Annotated in this window: 12 protein-coding genes; 5 read left to right on the plus strand and 7 right to left on the minus strand. The window is 62.4% G+C overall.

The window, feature by feature from the left end; translation table 11 throughout:
- Positions 1-68: 68 nt before the first annotated feature.
- Positions 69-2465 (minus strand): hypothetical protein, encoded by a 2397-nt coding sequence (locus tag ACI7M0_RS16270; RefSeq protein ID WP_129931944.1) that lies wholly within the window; start codon positions 2463-2465, stop codon positions 69-71.
- A gap of 296 nt (positions 2466-2761) precedes the next feature.
- On the opposite strand from ACI7M0_RS16270, the gene ACI7M0_RS16275 reads away from it, so the two are divergent.
- From ACI7M0_RS16275 to ACI7M0_RS16285, 3 genes are read left to right on the plus strand one after another with little or no spacing between them, the layout of a single operon-like run.
- Positions 2762-3625: a sensor domain-containing diguanylate cyclase gene (locus ACI7M0_RS16275; RefSeq protein WP_104887408.1), complete on the plus strand. Its 864-nt coding sequence runs from the start codon at positions 2762-2764 to the stop codon at positions 3623-3625.
- 17 nt (positions 3626-3642) lie between these two features.
- On the plus strand, positions 3643-4995 hold the full coding sequence (chrA, locus tag ACI7M0_RS16280) for a chromate efflux transporter (protein ID WP_129931943.1): 1353 nt from the start codon (positions 3643-3645) through the stop codon (positions 4993-4995).
- An 11-nt stretch (positions 4996-5006) separates the two neighbouring features.
- Positions 5007-5675, plus strand: a complete 669-nt coding sequence (locus ACI7M0_RS16285; protein WP_020190314.1) for a bifunctional 2-polyprenyl-6-hydroxyphenol methylase/3-demethylubiquinol 3-O-methyltransferase UbiG — start codon at positions 5007-5009, stop codon at positions 5673-5675.
- Between the two features lie 68 nt (positions 5676-5743).
- On the opposite strand, the gene quiC is transcribed toward ACI7M0_RS16285, so the two are convergent.
- Positions 5744-7651, minus strand: coding sequence for a 3-dehydroshikimate dehydratase QuiC (gene quiC / locus ACI7M0_RS16290; protein WP_003250790.1), 1908 nt, complete (start codon positions 7649-7651; stop codon positions 5744-5746).
- 289 nt (positions 7652-7940) lie between these two features.
- On the opposite strand from quiC, the gene ACI7M0_RS16295 reads away from it, so the two are divergent.
- On the plus strand, positions 7941-9314 hold the full coding sequence (locus ACI7M0_RS16295) for an MFS transporter (protein ID WP_014860854.1): 1374 nt from the start codon (positions 7941-7943) through the stop codon (positions 9312-9314).
- Positions 9315-9427: 113 nt separating this feature from the next.
- Here the strand turns inward: ACI7M0_RS16295 and ACI7M0_RS16300 are convergent, their stop codons facing one another.
- From ACI7M0_RS16300 to ACI7M0_RS16320, 5 genes are all read right to left on the minus strand, one after another.
- Positions 9428-10840: a DOPA decarboxylase gene (locus tag ACI7M0_RS16300; protein ID WP_129931942.1), complete on the minus strand. Its 1413-nt coding sequence runs from the start codon at positions 10838-10840 to the stop codon at positions 9428-9430.
- A gap of 149 nt (positions 10841-10989) precedes the next feature.
- Positions 10990-11934 (minus strand): LysR family transcriptional regulator, encoded by a 945-nt coding sequence (locus tag ACI7M0_RS16305; protein WP_129931941.1) that lies wholly within the window; start codon positions 11932-11934, stop codon positions 10990-10992.
- Between the two features lie 137 nt (positions 11935-12071).
- The gene (locus tag ACI7M0_RS16310; protein WP_004575404.1) at positions 12072-12785 is read right to left on the minus strand and encodes a YebC/PmpR family DNA-binding transcriptional regulator; all 714 of its coding nucleotides are present in this window, start codon (positions 12783-12785) and stop codon (positions 12072-12074) included.
- Between the two features lie 97 nt (positions 12786-12882).
- Positions 12883-14274, minus strand: a complete 1392-nt coding sequence (locus ACI7M0_RS16315) for an FAD-dependent oxidoreductase (protein WP_064490790.1) — start codon at positions 14272-14274, stop codon at positions 12883-12885.
- Positions 14275-14288: 14 nt separating this feature from the next.
- Entirely contained in the window at positions 14289-15605 is a 1317-nt protein-coding gene (locus tag ACI7M0_RS16320; protein WP_129931940.1) for an MFS transporter, read from the minus strand.
- A 243-nt stretch (positions 15606-15848) separates the two neighbouring features.
- On the opposite strand from ACI7M0_RS16320, the gene ACI7M0_RS16325 reads away from it, so the two are divergent.
- Positions 15849-16718, plus strand: a complete 870-nt coding sequence (locus ACI7M0_RS16325; protein ID WP_020193277.1) for a LysR substrate-binding domain-containing protein — start codon at positions 15849-15851, stop codon at positions 16716-16718.
- Positions 16719-16791 lie beyond the last annotated feature (73 nt).

A 16791-nucleotide genomic window follows, 5' to 3' on the forward strand; every position in this document is an offset into this window, starting at 1 on the left:
AGCAATGCCACACCAGGGCCTGGTCAACGCTCATGGCGCAGTGGTGGTTGATATCATCTACCCATGGTTCAATCTGCCTGAACGGTTGTGATGTTTCGGTGTTCGGCAAGTGGCAGGACTAGCAGGACATACCCTTCGAAAACACCGTAATCACCGCTATCGAAGGTTGCGCTTATCAATGCGAAGCGGGCTGTCTCGTCTATACCCGGTGTATAAACTCCTGCCGAAACACTACCCGGTCCGTAGCGCACCTCCCAGTTGAAGCCCTCCGGCGGGAACGGGGTTTGACTGACATCCAACACCGCTTTCGTACCCGCAGGGTCAACAGTGGCGCTCAGCGTCATGGGCGTCAAATGCCCCATCTCGGTGATCAGTACACAGGTACTGGTTTGTTGGCTTTCAGGGTCTGTCACCTGGATTTCTTCAACGACATAAGCAACTGTGCCCGTGTCGGCTGGGCTGGTGACCGTCACTGCCTGCCCCGTGCCCACAGGTTCGTCCTGATAACGCCATTGCAAGGTCGCAGGATTGCCGAGCGTCCAGGCATTGAAATCGACGTTTCTGCCTGCCTGGGCAATCACAACCGCAGGGTTGGCTTGCAGCGTTTCGCGAACCACGGTGATCAAGGCCTTGCTTTGAATTGCCGGAATCAAAATATTGGTGGTTGTTACCAGCAGGTGTGCGCATGACTTTGTCATGTCGCTGGCACTGGGTGCGGTAAAGAAGCCTCCGTTGATAGAAAGAGGAACACCTTCTGCAATGCCGGAAACGGCCTCAACGGACCAACGTACCCGCGCCCAGGCAGGCTCGGCCTCGAATTTCGTGGTTTTACCTGCGAGCAGGGTAGTTTCCATCGGACTGACGTTGAAATAACCAGCAGCGGGATTTACCTTGCCGAAAAAAGCTATATCGTGCGGGGCCAAGAGTTTTGTCCCCGTAAAAATGCTCTGAAAATTTAACCTCAGCACATCGCTCGCTATTTTACTTGTGCGAGACTCGAAAATCAGATTGGTTTTCAGGTTTTCCACCAAACCATCCTGAAGCGAGACAAACCCCGAAGTACCAAAGCTGGTAAGACGTTTCCTGAGCGACAAACTTAACCAGAACATCGCCGGCCCTACCAAATACGCGAGAAACTCGCTCGCAGAGCCGGAAGAATCACGTGCAGGCGGAGGCTTTATGTTGCCAAAAACCGGTTGAAAGCCAACCTGTTCGGCAAATTCATAGGATTCGCACACCAGTTGTGTCACGCCTTCGGGATCAAAGCTGTATGCCAGCTCTGCGTCATAGTGAAAATCTGCTTGCACAGGCGCCAGGAAATCATCCAGGTCAAAGTCTTCAAAGATCAGTCTGTTGCGTAGTTCGCCCGTGGCATCATCGATATTATTATACTGGACCTTCAGGTTGCCACGCATAGACAAATTCATCTTCCACTGGTCACCTTCATTGCTGATGGTCAACGCATCGGCCATGTCTATGTTGGCTTCGAAAAACTGAAAAGTCCCCGTCACTTCCCACAGAGTGTCAAACGCAATAGTCAGTATCGTCTCGTCAACCCACTGGTGCGGCAGTGTAATATATCCCGCCTTGCAGGTAACTGTCGGTAAATCGCCATCATGCCGGAGCAACTCAAACTCAGCATCCTTGATCACACGGCTCGCGGCGGCCACTAACTGCGCAAGCAACAAACGCTCCTTATTGAACAGCACAGTTGCCGAATAGTCACCATCATTGGGTATTGCGTACTTGTAATCCGCGCCAGGAAAATTCCCCCCCGCTCCATCCTTCATATCGACAAACAGCACGACTGCACCCTCCACATCGGTGGGCCCCCTTCCCCTGGCCTGGGTACGCAGGCTAAACGAGACGGGGCGATGCAAATCGACATTGAGCTTTGACAAATGGCCAATCGGAAACTGACGCTGTTCACCAGGCAGCGCCGAAAATTTCTGCCTGAAAAACTCGGTCAACAAGCGCGTCTCGCCGGTGTAGCACGGCATGGAAAAATTTTCCGTTTCACTGAGATCCAGACTGATCGTGTCAGTTTCATCCACGTGGCCACCAGACGCCTCCAGATCAATGTCCAGACTCAGATCAGCGTGTTGCACACCCCCTAGCACATCCAACTGGCGCACTTGCCACTGTTGACTCTTGTACATCAGCGAGTACACATTGGCTTCAGCAATTGTCATCAGCAGGTGCGCCTTGTTACCGGCAAGGTTCACATCGAAAATCAACCTAGGCAAAGTGAGATTACAATTGGACAAGGCAAAACGATAGTCAGGCCCGTTGCTGATGAATCCGGAAATGGGCGGTAAACGATCCGCTGTATTGAAGCGCCGGATGGATGTTTGCTTCAATAGCGCATTAATCTTTCCTCCATCAAAGAAGAAGACCATGTCCCAGCCCAACAGACGTGATTCTTCACCTAACCACTTGACCAGTTCTTCGGTTGAATAGTCCATGGCACTCTCCATTTGTACATTGCGGGAGCCAAACACTCGAACGACTGTTCAGAACACTCGCGCTTCATTTGATGTGCAGACGGATTTCGCTACAACTGGCAGTTTTGTCAGGTGCCATGCCTTTTACGTGGCTCATTTTTCCCCTGCCTAGGCCCGAACCACCGCTGTAGAGGCCGCCCCTTTCGATGCGGTCGCTGCCAGTTTCAAGGAAGGGGGCACCAGCCCTGCAGGCTGCCGTAGCTGCGACGTATTCCTTCAGGCTATGATCGGTCACCCTGCCGCGGACACCCTGAGCCATGCCCGTAGACCTGCAAGCGTTGTACCCCAGGCTGATCCACCTGATGCTGGATACGGTATTCGTGGTCGACAGGGACAACCAGATCGTGTTCGTCAGTGATGCCTGCAAGACACTGCTGGGCTACGAGGCCTGCGAACTGATCGGCACGCCGATCACCCGCTACATGCACCCTGACGACCTCGCGGCCACGCGCGCCTCGATCATGCGGGTGATGAACGGCCAGCCGCACTACGACTTTTGCAACCGTTACCTTCGCAAGGACGGCAGCGTGGTGCACATTCTGTGGTCGGCCTGCTGGTCTGATGAGGCCCAGGCGCGTATCGGCGTGGCACGGGACGTTACCGCCCAGCGCAAGGCCGAAGACGAACTGCGCTTCCTCGCCCATCATGACCCGCTGACCCGGCTGGCCAACCGCGCCATGTTCAATGAACGGCTGGACACCGCCCTGGCCGCGGCCCGGCGTCACAACCGCAGGCTGGCCTTGCTGTTCCTCGATATCAATGACTTCAAGCAGATCAACGACAACCACGGCCACAGCGTGGGTGACCGGGTACTGTGCACGCTGGCCCGCCGCCTGGAACGCTGCGTAGGGGCGGCTGGCACGGTAGCGCGGATGGGCGGCGACGAATTCACCGTGCTGTTGCCCGACTGCCCGTCGCCAGAGGCCATTGCCACGCACGTACAGCACATTCTCGCGGTCATGGCCGAACCGCTCGACGCCGAGTTTGCCGGCATCGATGCACCGTCCTGCAGTATTGGCGTGGCCCGCTTTCCCGAAGACGGCAACGATGCCGACATGTTACTGCGCCATGCTGACGGGCACATGTACCGAATCAAGCGCCAACGCGCTGCGACTGGCTGAAAGCAAGGGCACACCGCATGGCTGAACACCTGCAAGAAACTGCCGGGCAAACACCCGCCTCTGTCGGCCTGGGCCAGGCATTGCTGTTCTGGCTGAAGCTGGGTTTCGTCAGTTTCGGCGGCCCGGCCGGGCAGATTGCGATCATGCACCAGGAGCTGGTGGAGCGGCGCCGCTGGATCAGTGAACGGCGTTTCCTGCATGCCCTCAACTACTGCATGTTGCTGCCCGGGCCCGAAGCCCAGCAACTGGCCACCTACATCGGCTGGCTGATGCACCGCACCTGGGGCGGGGTGATTGCCGGCGCTCTGTTCGTGCTCCCGTCGCTGTTCATCCTGATCGGCCTGTCGTGGGTGTACCTGACCTGGCGCGAAGTTCCGGTGGTCGCCGGGCTTTTCGAAGGGATCAAGCCGGCCGTGACCGCCATCGTCGTGCATGCCGCCCACCGCATTGGCACGCGGGCGTTGAAGAACGGCTGGCTATGGGCGATTGCCGCGGCCTCGTTCGTGGCCATTTTCGCGCTTGACGTCCCCTTCCCGCTGATCGTGCTGGCGGCCGCACTGCTGGGTTATGTCGGCGGCCGGCTGCGGCCAGCACAGTTCGCGCCCGGTGGGGGCCACAGCGCAGTCAGGGCCCGCCAGTGCCCGGCGCTGATAGACGACGATACCCCGATACCCGCGCACGCCTGCTTCAGCTGGGGCCGCCTGGTGACCTTGCTGCTGACGGTTGCGGCGCTTTGGCTTCTGCCCATGGGCCTGCTGATGGCGACCTTTGGCTGGCACGGCACACTGACGCAAATGGGCTGGTTCTTCACCAAGGCGGCGCTGCTGACTTTCGGCGGTGCCTATGCGGTGCTGCCCTATGTCTATCAAGGGGCTGTCGGCCACTATGGCTGGCTGTCGCCCACGCAGATGATCGATGGCCTGGCGCTGGGCGAGACCACGCCCGGGCCGCTGATCATGGTGGTGGCCTTCGTCGGTTTCGTCGGTGGCTACCTGCAGCCAATGTTCGGCGCCCAGCAGGCGTTCCTCGCGGGCGCAGTGGCAGCGAGCCTGGTGACCTGGTTCACCTTCCTGCCCTCGTTCCTGTTCATCCTCGCCGGAGGCCCGCTGGTGGAGTCGACCCATAACGAACTGAAGTTCACCGCCCCACTGACCGGGATCACTGCGGCGGTGGTGGGGGTAATCCTCAACCTTGCGCTGTTCTTCGGCTACCACGTGCTGTGGCCGGACGGGTTCGATGGCGCGTTCCACTGGTCCTCGGCGGTGATAGCGCTCGCCGCGGCTGTGGCGCTGTTCCGCTACAAGCGCGGGGTGATACACGTGTTGATCGGCTGCGCCGTTGCCGGGCTCGCCCTTCACCTTTTCCGCTGATGGAGCCGATCATGCGCAACCCTGAAGACGCCTTGCTCGACAGTTGGCACCAGAACGCCCAGGCCTGGATCGACGCCGTACGCCATGGCGCCATCGAAAGCCGTCGCCAGGTCACTGACCAGGCCATCCTGCTGGCCATCCTTGGCCGCCAGCCCGAACGGGTGCTCGACCTGGGCTGCGGTGAGGGCTGGCTGCTGCGCGCGCTGGCCGACCGGGGTATCGAGGCCGTGGGCGTCGACGGCGACAGAACGCTGGTGGATGCAGCGCGAGCTGCGGGCGCGGGTGAGGTGCACCTGGCCAGCTATGCGCAGTTGGCTGAGGCGAAGGTGCATGTTGGCAAGGACTATGACCTGATCTGCGCCAACTTCGCGCTGTTGCACCAGGACATCATTGAACTGTTGTCGGCCATGCGTACTTTGCTGGTACCAGGCGGTGCGCTGGTGATCCAGACCCTGCACCCGTGGAGCGTGGCTGGCGGGGATTACCAGGATGGCTGGCGAGAGGAGTCTTTTGCCGGGTTCGCCGGGGATTGGCAACCGATGCCTTGGTATTTCCGCACCCTGGCCAGCTGGCTGAATGCGCTGGACATGGCGGGGTTGAGGCTGGTCAGCCTGCAGGAACCGCAGCATCCGCAGAGCGCGGTGCCGCAGTCGTTGTTGATGGTGGCTGAGCATCACTGAATCGGGCCGTAATAATCCTGTGGAAGCAGGGTTCACCCCGCTCCCACAAGACAGGCCGGTGCAGGCGACTACAGCACCGGCTTGCGCGCCGCCCCGCTACGGGCCTTGGCCATGGCTGCCAGGCGCACCGCAACGTTGGCAGCGCCGTAACCGGCGTACCCCGCCTTGCGCTGGATGATCTCGAAGAAGAAACGCTCCTCGAACGGCTCGGTATAGACGTGGAACAGCTCGCCACCTTGAGCATCGCGGTCATACAGCACGTTGTAGTACGCCAACTCACTGAGGAACTCGTCGTCGAAATCGAAACGCGCCGCCAGGTCGTCGTAGTAGTTCAGCGGGATTTCCAGCAGCGGTACCCCTGCCAGCTTGGCCCGCGCCACTTCGCGGAAGATGTCGTCACAATCGAAAGCGATGTGATGCACGCCCGAACCACGGTAGCTTGACAGCGCATGGGCGATGGCGGTGTTGCGGTTTTCCGAGATGTTCAGCGGCAGGCGCAAGGTGCCGCACTGGCTGCGCAGGGCGCGGCTCTTGACCAGGCCATACGGGTCGGGCAGCACCACTTCGTCGTCGGCGGCGAAGTCGAACAAGCTCTTGTAGAACAGCACCCAGCTGTCCAGCGACTCGGCCGGCAGGGCCAGGGCCATGTGGTCGATGCGGCGCAGGCCGCCGGTAGCGGTTGCGTTGTTGTCCAGGCTGAAGTCGGTGTCGTACAGGGTGTGGCCGGCAGTGCCCTGCTCCACCAGGTACAGCAGGCTGCCATCGGGCGCACGCACCGCCGGCACTTCGCATTCGTTGGGGCCGACCAGGCCGCGGAACGGCTGGCCACGGAAGGCGGTGGCCCGCTTCAGGGCCGCTTGCTGGTCCTTGACCCGCAGCGCAGTGGCGCACAGCGACGGGCCATGGGCCTCGAAGAAGTTGTGGCCGAAGGAATACGGTTCAGCGTTCAGCACAATGTTGATATCACCCTGGCGCAGCAGCTGCACTTCTTTGCTGCGGTGCTTGCCGGCTTCGGCAAAGCCCAGGCGCTTCAGCCAGTTGCCCAGGCGCGCGCCGACGGCTTCGTCGACCGCGAACTCCAGGAACTCCACGCCGTCATAAGCGCTGGCCGGCGGCGGGGAGAACAGCACGCCAGGTTCGATCGGCGTGTTTTCCTGCTCCAGGCGCAAGCGGGTCTGCTCTTCGAGGTACAGCAGCGAACGCAAGCCGTCGGCGGCATTCTGCCGGGTCGGTGCGGCGCGGAAGCCGTCGTTGAAGATTTCCAGCGACAGCGGGCCACGGTAACCCGTGGCGAGGATCGGCGCCAGGAAACCGGCCATGTCCATTTCGCCCTGCCCCGGGAAGCAGCGAAAGTGGCGGCTCCACTCCAGCACATCCATGGCCAGGATCGGCGCATCGGCCATTTGCACGAAGAAGATCTTGTCGCCGGGGATGTCGCGGATCGCGCTGGGGTCACCTTTGAGCGACAAGGTGTGGAAGCTGTCGAGGATCACCCCGAGTGCCGGGTGGTCGGCCTGGCGCACCAGGTTCCACACTTGCTGGTAAGTGTTGACGTGGCGGCCCCAGGCCAGCGCTTCGTAACCAATGCGCAGGCCACGCTTGCCGGCATGTTCGCCCAGCAGGCGCAGGTCGTCGACCAACAGTTGCTCGTCACCCAGGGCATCGGCCTGGACGTTGCTGCACACCAGCACCAGGTCGGTACCCAGCTCCTGCATCAGGTCGAACTTGCGTTCGGCGCGGTCGAGGTTTTTCTGCAGGCGGTCACGGCGGCAACCTTCAAAGTCGCGGAAAGGCTGGAACAAGGTGATGGCAATGCCCAGGTCGGCGCACATCTGGCGCACCTGGCGCGGGCTGCCAGCGTAATAGAGCAGATCGTTCTCGAAGATCTCGACGCCGTCAAAACCGGCGGCGGCGATGGCTTCGAGCTTTTCCGGCAGAGTGCCGCTCAAGGACACGGTAGCGATCGAACGCTGCATGGCGGGAGTTCCTTGTTGTTGGAGGAATACGGTGCCATTCGGGCAAACAACCCCTGTAACAGTTTATGGCACGATCGATTATTCGCAGGTAAAGTCGTCGCTTCAATCTCTTTGTACGGAATGGTTAGTTTTGCGTTCGATTATCGCACAAAACCCGTTCTAGCGAATTGCTAGACCGCGGGCCCGTGGTCAACATGGACCACAGACGCAGGCACACCGACCGTTGCCTCCTGCCTTGGCATAACCTCTGGCGGAACCTGCGCAAACAACAATAACAACGGAGACAACGATGGCTCACTCCAGCTCGCAAGCAAAGAAAGCGACCGCCAGTGGATGGATAGGCTCGGCACTCGAGTACTACGACTTCTTCATCTACGCCCAGGCCGCTGCGCTGATTTTCCCGCAGATTTTCTTCCCTAACACCGACCCGAAAATGGCCATCATTGCCTCGTTGGCCACCTATGGCGTGGGCTACCTGGCACGCCCGATCGGCGCCTTCGTACTGGGCCACTGGGGTGACACCCGCGGTCGCAAGAACGTCCTGCTGCTGTGCATGTTCCTGATGGGCCTGTCGACCATGGCTGTCGGCCTGCTACCCACCTACCACGACATCGGCTACCTCGCACCGGCTTTGCTGGTGGTGCTGCGCCTGATCCAGGGCTTTGCCGTGGCCGGGGAAATTTCCGGTGCCAGCTCGATGATCATGGAGCACGCGCCGTTTGGCCGAAGAGGCTACTACGCCAGTTTCACCCTGCAAGGTGTGCAAGCGGGCCAGGTCCTGGCGGCGGCGGTATTCCTGCCACTGGCTTACTTCATGCCCAGCGAAGCCTTTACCGAATGGGGCTGGCGCATTCCGTTCCTGATGAGCGCCATCGTGCTGATTGCCGGCTTCATCATCCGTAAGGAAGTGCACGAAACCCCGGCGTTCGTTCAAGAAGAGAAACAGGACAAGGTTGCCAAGTCGCCCATCAGCGAGGCCTTCCGCCACAGCTGGAAGCACATGGTGCTGGTGATGTTCATGGCCCTGATGAACGTGATCCCGGTCGTGGCCACCATCTTCGGTGCGGCCTACGCGGTGCAGCCGGCGTATGGCATCGGCTTCGACAAGAGCGTGTACCTGTGGATTCCGGTGGTCGGCAACATCGTCGCGGTGCTGGTGATCCCGTTCGTGGGCAACCTGTCGGACAAGATCGGCCGTCGCCCGACCATGATCGCCGGCTGCCTGGGCTCTGGCCTGCTGGCCTTCGTCTACCTGTATGCGATCAGCATCCAGAACGTGCCAATGGCGTTCGCCGCCTCGATCGTCATGTGGGGCATGGTCTACCAGGGTTACAACGCGGTGTTCCCAAGCTTCTACCCAGAGCTGTTCCACACCCGCTACCGCGTTACGGCCATGGCCATCGCGCAGAACATCGGCACCATGCTGACCGCCATGCTGCCCGCGCTGTTCGCAATGGTTGCCCCACCCGGCTCGGACAACATTCCGCTGGTAGTCGGTGGGCTGGCCTTCTTCATCACCGGCGTGTGCGCCCTGGCGGCCTACATTGCCCCGGAAACCCACCGCCTGGCGATGGACGACCTGGGCAACCCAGACGCCAAGCCGATGGAAAAGGCTGCCTATGAAGCCAGCCGTAAAGGTAGCTTTCAGGCGGTGAGTCACTGATAGATTGCAGGGGCTGCCTTGCAGCCCCTTCGCGGGCAAGCCCGCTCACACAGGTACCGTACAGGCTTCAGCCCTGATGCGATGCTGTGAGAGCGGGCTTGCCCGCGAAGGCTTCAGCCTTTGATCACGTCCTGCAGACGTGCCCACAGCCGCTGCACATCCTCCCGCTCGGTCGGCAGCGCACCGATCGAAACCCGCACCATCCACCGCCCGTCCAGTGTAGCCGGCGTCACATAAGCATCGCCGGATGCATTCAGCCGCTCGGCCCAGCCCTTGGTATGCGCATCCAGCGCCTCCCCTTCAAGCCCCGCCGGTCGATGGCGAATGCACAAGGTCTGCAGCGGTACTGGCGCCAGCACTTCCCACTCCGCCGCCGCCTCGACCTGCCCCGCCAGCCACTGGGCATTATCCAGGTCACGCCGCAGCCGCGCCTGCAATGCGTCGACACCCTCGCTGCGCAACATGAACCACAGCTTCAACGCACGGAACCGACGGCCCAGCGGAATGCCCCAGTCGCGCAGGTTCTTCACCTCGCCATCCACCGCCGACTGCAGGTAGCTGGGATTGGTGCTCATCACCCGGATCAGGTGCTGCGGATCGCGCACGTAGTAGATCGAGCAATCGAAGGCCACACCCAGCCATTTGTGCGCGTTGACCACCACCGAATCGGCCAGCTCGATGCCGTCCCACATCCAGCGGCACTCGGGCAGGATCATCGCCGAACCGGCCATGGCCGAGTCAACGTGCAACCAAAGCCCATTGGCCTGGGTGATTTCGCCCACCGCGCGCAGCGGGTCGAGGGCAGTGGTCGTCGTGGTGCCGGTGGTGGCAACCACGGCGCACGGCTGGTTGCCGGCAGCCAGGTCCTGTTCGATCGCCGCCTGCAGTGCCTCTGGGCGCAGGGCATAGCGTTCGTCGGTGGGAATCAGGCGGATATTGTCGCGGCCAAAACCTGCCAGCAGTGCAGCCTTGTCCACCGAGCTGTGGGCGTGGGCGCTGACATACACGATCAAAGGCTTGGGCTCGGCCTGCAGGCCACCACGTACCAGGGCGTAGTCAGTGGCGCGTTCACGGGCACTGATCAGCGCCACCAGGGTGCTGGTCGAGGCGGTGTCCTGGATCACCCCACTCCACCGGCCAGACAGGCCAAGCAACTGGCGCAGCCAGTCGAGGGTAGTTTCTTCCAGTTCGCTCAGGGCCGGGCTGGATTGCCATGACAGGCCCAGCACGCCCAGACCGGTACTGAGGAAGTCCCCCAGCACCGAGGACAGGGTGCCATTGGAAGGGAAATAGCCATAGAAGTCCGGGTGCTGCCAATGGGACAGGCCGGGCATGACCAGGTTATTGACGTCGTCGAGAATGGCCGCGAAAGGTTCGCCTTGTTGAGGGGCAGTTGCGGGCAAGGCAGCCTTGAGGTAGCCAGGTTCGACCTGGGCCATGACCGGGCGTTCGCCCACGGTCTGGCGGTAGTCGGCAATCAGGTCGATCAGTTGGTGGCCGTACTGGCGAAATTGTTCGGGGGTCACGCTAGCTCTCCTGGGGGTTATCCATTGCCTGTGCTGGCCCTTTCGCGGGTAAACCCGCTCCTACAGCCGCGAAGAAGCAGCACAATCAACACAATGCCCCAGTCTAGGCACCTATCCCCAGCCGAATAACCCCGCTTCCCGCATAGCTGCTATGGCGAACCCGCATGCCCGCCCTGCACCCCGAACTGCGACTGGCGCCACAACTCGAATACCCGGTTACGCAACCAGCGGTGCTCGGCCGAGGCCTGCAGGCGCTGGTGCCACACGACCCAGTACCGCTGGCTGTGGTCGATGAAGCCCAGTGGTCGCCAGGCCAGGTCATGCAAACGGCTCAGCTGTCGGGCAATGTGCTCGGGGACCGTGGCCACGGCCTGACTGTTGGCAATCACTTGTACCGTGGCGCAGAAGAACGGCACTTCCAGGCTGACCCGCCGCTGCAGGCCTTGTGCACGCAAGTGCCGATCGATGAAGCTGTCCTTGTCGCCACCGCCCGAAATGCGCACATGCTTGTACGCCAGGTAGTCGGCCTGGCTGAGCGCGGCCTGCGCGGCCAGCGGGTGATCCTGGCGCATCAGGCATACCGCGCGGTCCTCACCCAACAGCCGTCCATGCAGGTTGGGCGGCGACTCGTCGAACAAGGTGGTCGCCAGGTCGATTTCTCCGCTGGCCAGCAAGGCGTACTGGCCGGCCTGCCAGGTGCGGTACTCCAGCGACACACCTGGCGCTTCGCGCTCCAGCGCCGCCACCAGCAGCGGCAGCATGTGCTCGGCCACATAGTCCGAAGCGGCCAGGCAGAACCGCCGCTCGCAGCGCGCCGGGTCGAAGATGGCGGGCTGGCGCAGCGCGTGCAGTTCTTCGAGCACCTGGCGCAAAGGCTCGACCAGGGCTTCGGCGTGTTCGCTAAGCACGTAACCACGCCCTTGGCGCACCAGCAACGGATCATCGAAGGCTTCACGCAGGTGGGCCAGCTGGCGGCTCAGGGCCGATTGGCTGACACCCAGGCGCTCGGCCGCGTGGCTGAGGTTTTTAAGCTGCAACAGGTGGTCGAGGGTGCGCAGGTGGGCGAGGCTTAGGGAGGCGAAGGTGGGGTTCATGCAGGCTCCCTGCGGTGGAATTCAAGGGCCCTCTCGCGGGCAAGCCCGCTCCCACAGGGTTCTCACACGGTTCAGCATCGTGAAAAACCTGCGGGAGCGGGCTTGCCCGCGAACAGGCCGCAACGCGGCCCCGACGATTACTCGGTCAGGCCAACATAGACGTTCTGCACGTCATCGTGCTCGTCGATCGCCTCGAGGAACGCTTCGACCTCGGCCAACGCTTCAGCACTCAGGCTGGCCGCGCTTACCGGGTTTTTAGGGGTGTAACCGATTTTCGCCGCGGTCACGGTGAAACCATGCTCCGGCAGGGCCTTCTGCACCGCGTCCAGGTCGGTGGTGTCGGTAATGAACAGGGTCGAGCCCTCTTCTTCACCTTCCTCGAAGTCCTGGGCACCGGCTTCGATCGCAGCCATTTCCGGATCAGCGTCAGCGCTCGCAGGCGTGGCTTCGATCAGGCCTACATGGTTGAAGTCCCACGCTACCGAACCGCTGGCACCCAGCTGGCCCTTGCGGAACAGCACGCGGATCTGCGCGACGGTGCGGTTGATGTTGTCGGTCAGGCACTCGACGATCAACGGCACCTGGTGCGGAGCGAAACCTTCATAGCTCACCGCATGGTATTGCACGGCATCACCGTCCAGGCCTGCACCCTTGCGGATTGCCCGATCCAGGGTCTCGCGGGTCATCGAAGCCTTCTTGGCTTGCACGATGGCCAGGCGCAGGCGCGGGTTCATATCGGGATCGGCACCCGACTTGGCCGCGATCTGGATTTCCTTGGACAGCTTGCCCATGATCTTGCCTTTGGCATTGGCCGCTGTTTCTCTATGTTTGGCTTTCCACTGTGCGCCCATGTCGACTCTCTTGTTTCAGCGGCCGGTTCAGGAAGCGACCGGCCAAAAGTGGGTGCATTTTATACGCCCTCGAGCATGGGATCGACAAGAAATCTCATCAGCCTTTATCGGCCTTGCCCGCCGCTGCGGCAAACCGCGCCAACCGCACGTCCAGCCTTCGCGGGCGCACACCACGATCTTCGGCCTGCTCCTTGCGGCGGATGGCATTGCGCACCATCAGCGAGCCCAGGTAGCGGATCGGCTCGGGCGGGAACAGCCCCAGCGGCCCTTTGACCAGCGGCGACCGGGTCCACGGGTTGTCCAGCCCCAGCGCCAGCGAGGAAAGAATCTGCCCGCCCATGTGGCACGGGCCAACACCGCTGCCGGAGTAACCAAAGCCATAGAACACGTTGCCCTGCCCATCCAACCGACCAAAGAACGGCAGGCCGGTTACTGATCGATCAGACGGCCCGTTCCAGCTGGCCGCCAGTGGCACCTCGGCCAAGGCCGGGAAAAAGCCGCCAAGGCTTTCGCGCAGCAACCGCCGATACGGCGACGGCTGGTCGAACACCGGCAACATGCGCCCGCCATAGGCAAACGTGTTGCCGCCCTTGCCGAGCATCAGCCGGCCATCGGAGGTGTTGTGGTAGTAGTGCACGAAAATACGCGAGTCGAGCACGCTGATCCCGCTGTCCAGGCCGATCTGGCGCAGCAGTTCGGGGCACGGTTCGGTAATGACCATGTCGCTGGAAACGATCGCCACACTGCGCTCGAACTGCGGGAAGACGCGCGCCATCCAGGCATTGAGGCCCAGCACTACACGGTCGGCGCGCAGCGTGCCGTGGGCCGTGCGTACCTGCACCGGGGCGCCGTGTTCCAGGCCGGTCATGGCGGTGCCTTCGTAGAGGCGCACGCCGCGCTGCAAGGCCACGCGGCGCAGGCCGCGCACCAGTTTGCCCGGCTGCACGGTGGCGGCGGCCGGCGAGAACCAGCCCTCCAGGTGCCGTGCCGAACCGGCCAGGCGCTGCACCTGCTCCAGCGGCAAGCGGCGGAACGAGTTGATGCCCTTGTGCTCCAGCGCGGCGATCACCGCGTCGGTGGCACCGACCTGGGCTGCGTTGGTGGCCGTGTACAGCGTGCCATCCAGGCGGAAGTCGCAGTCGATGCCATTGGCCGCGCAGAACACCCCGATGTCTGTGATGCTGCGCTCCGACTCGCGCACCAGCCGCACCGCCTCCGCCCCCCCAAACAGGCGTTCGAGGGTGAAGTACTTGGCCGACCAGGACAACGCACAGCCCCCATTGCGGCCGCTGGCACCGGCACCACAGATGTCGGCCTCGATCAGCACCACATCCAGGGCCGGTACCGCTTCCTTGAGCATCAGCGCCGTCCACAGGCCGGTGTACCCACCGCCGACAATGCACACATCGCAACGGGTATCGCCTTGCAGCGGCGGGCATACCGCCTCCTGCGCCGAATCCAGGGCCTGTTGCAGCCAGAAGGGTCTCATTCGCTCGCTTTCCTTTAAGTACGCAGTGGCTTGATTGCCATGCTGGTGTTCGGTGCCACGTCGGTGCCTTGCGCACTGCTGGCCGGGCGGCTGTTCCAGTGCGGCAGCAACACCAGCGCCGAGAACAGCGCGCAGCCCGCGAACACGATGAACACCGTGACGCCGTCGAAGTAACCCGGCAGCAGCCCACCCAGCACCGCGCCCACCGAGCCACAGCCGTTGACGAAACCTGCTGCGGTGGCGCCGGCCTTGGCGGTGCCGAAGTCGATGGCTGCAGCGCCGCTGATCATCGAGTCCGGCCCGTACAGGGTCAGGCCCATGACGAACAGCAAGGCCACCACCAGCAGCACGCTGCCGGTGTTCATGGCCGCCATGAACAACGCCAGTGTCACGGTCAGCAGCACCAGGCTGATCACGCAGGCCGGCATGCGCCGGGCGCCAAACAGTTTGTCCGAGGCCAGGCCGATCATGATCGGGCCAAGCAGCCCGGCCAGTTCGAAAGCAGTCGGGATGATTGCCGCGCCCACTTTGCCCACCGAGGGCATCTGCTCGAAGACGATCACAGGGCCCCACAGCAAGATGGCGTAGCGCGCCGGCTTCAGCAGGAAGTACGCCAGGCCCAGGGTCAACACCGTGCGGTTGCGCAGGATCTCCCTCAGGGGTGCCCACACGCTGCACAGGTTGCCGGCCGGGGCCATGCTTTGCGGCTCGGGCTCAACCGCCGGCAAGCCGACGTCCTCGGGTTTGTTGCGCTGCAGGAAGAAGAACAGCACCGCCACCAGCGCCACCACTGCCGCGCTGGAGAAGAACGCCGCGTGCCAGGTGCCCACCAGGGTGTAGGCCCACCAGCCCGCGAACGGCGAGGCCACCAGGCCGCCGAAGGCATAGCAGGAACTCCACAGGCCCAGCACCCGCCCGCGCTGCGAAGCCGGGAAGAAGCTGCCGATGTTCTTGCACAAGCCGGCCCAGCCGGTGGATTGCGCCAGGCCCTGTACCAGCATGCAGGTAGCGAAGATCGGGAAAGTTGCGTAACTGCCCATCACCACTGCCGCCGCCGCAGAAATCAGCAACCCGCCCAACACGACCACGCGCGGGCCAAAGCGGTCGGCAAGCATGCCCCAGGTGAATTGGCCCACGGCATAGGCGGCCAGGTAGATGGCATCCAGGTTGGCCATGGCGGCCTTGTCGAGCATGAAGCCTGGGTCTTCGGCGATGCCCAGCTTGGCCACCGAGAAGGCTTTGCGGGTGAAGTAGAAGGCGGCGTAAGCCAGCCAGGTGATGGCGAAAATCTGGATGCGCCAGCGTTTGAACGCGGCTAGGGATTGATTCATGTAAGTCTGACCTCTTGCTCAAGTGTGCCGGCAGAATGTGAAGAAACGCCTGTCTTGTTCTTGTGTTACGCACAGCGATGACGAGGCTGTCATCGGGTCAGGTGGCGCCGTGTGAGCGCCATGGCCCTGGCGGCATTCGTGGTGCCAGCGTCGGGCTGAAATCCATGGAAACAGTTGCTGTAAGATAAATAAAATCGATTTATCGTATTACACACATAAGCCCAGCTTGTTACTGAGGTCGTCATGTCGGTGTCCCACGCTCAACTCAAGGCTTTCCACGCGGTGGCCGTGCACGGCAGCTTTACCCGCGCCGCCGAAAAGCTGTTTCTTACCCAGCCTGCGGTGTCCGACCAGGTGCGCAAACTGGAGGAGCGCTTCGGCGTATTGCTGTTCCACCGCAACAAACGCTCGGTGCAGCTCACCGACCTTGGCGAGCGGCTGCTGGGCATCAGCCAGCGCCTGTTCGCCTGCGAGGCCGAAGCCCAGGAACTGCTGCACGACTCGCGTGCGCTGCAGACCGGCAGCCTGGTGCTGGCAGTGGATGCGCCGGTGCACGTGCTGCCGCAGATCGCCCGCTTCTGCCAGCGTTATCCGGGTATCCAGGTGAAGATCGAAACGGGCAATACCGACGAATCGCTGGCGCGGCTGTTCAGCTATCAGGCCGACCTGGCCCTGCTGGGGCGGGATGTCGACGATGAGCGCCTGCATTGCCTGCCGCTGCGTCGTGACCCGATGGTGGCGTTCGTTTCCCACCACCACCCATGGGCCAGCCGTGGCTCGATCAGCCTGGCCGACCTGGACGACACGCCACTGGTGCTGCGCGAGCCCGGCTCGGTGACGCGGCAAACGCTGGAAGAAGAGATGCAACGTGCCGGCCTGCGGATACGCGCAGCGATCCAGGTGGAAGGCCGGGAAGCAGCGCGTGAAGCGGTGGTGGTAGGCATTGGCGTGGGCGTGGTGTCGGCGGCGGAGTTCGGTGCCGATGCGCGGGTGTGTGCATTGCCGATCGTCGATTGTCAGCGGCATTTGACCGAGACCCTGGTGTGCCTGAGCGAGCAGCGTACGCGCCGGGTGGTGGCGACTTTCCTGCAGATGGTCGAGGAAGGAGTCTAGGCCTGTGCTGGCCTTTTCGCGGGCTCGCCCGCTCCCACAGGTCCTGCGCGGCATCCGGAATCTGTGGGGATGC

This window comes from Pseudomonas sp. 10(2024), assembly GCF_045164175.1.
In the GTDB taxonomy this organism is placed as follows: Bacteria; Pseudomonadota; Gammaproteobacteria; order Pseudomonadales; family Pseudomonadaceae; genus Aquipseudomonas; species Aquipseudomonas alloputida.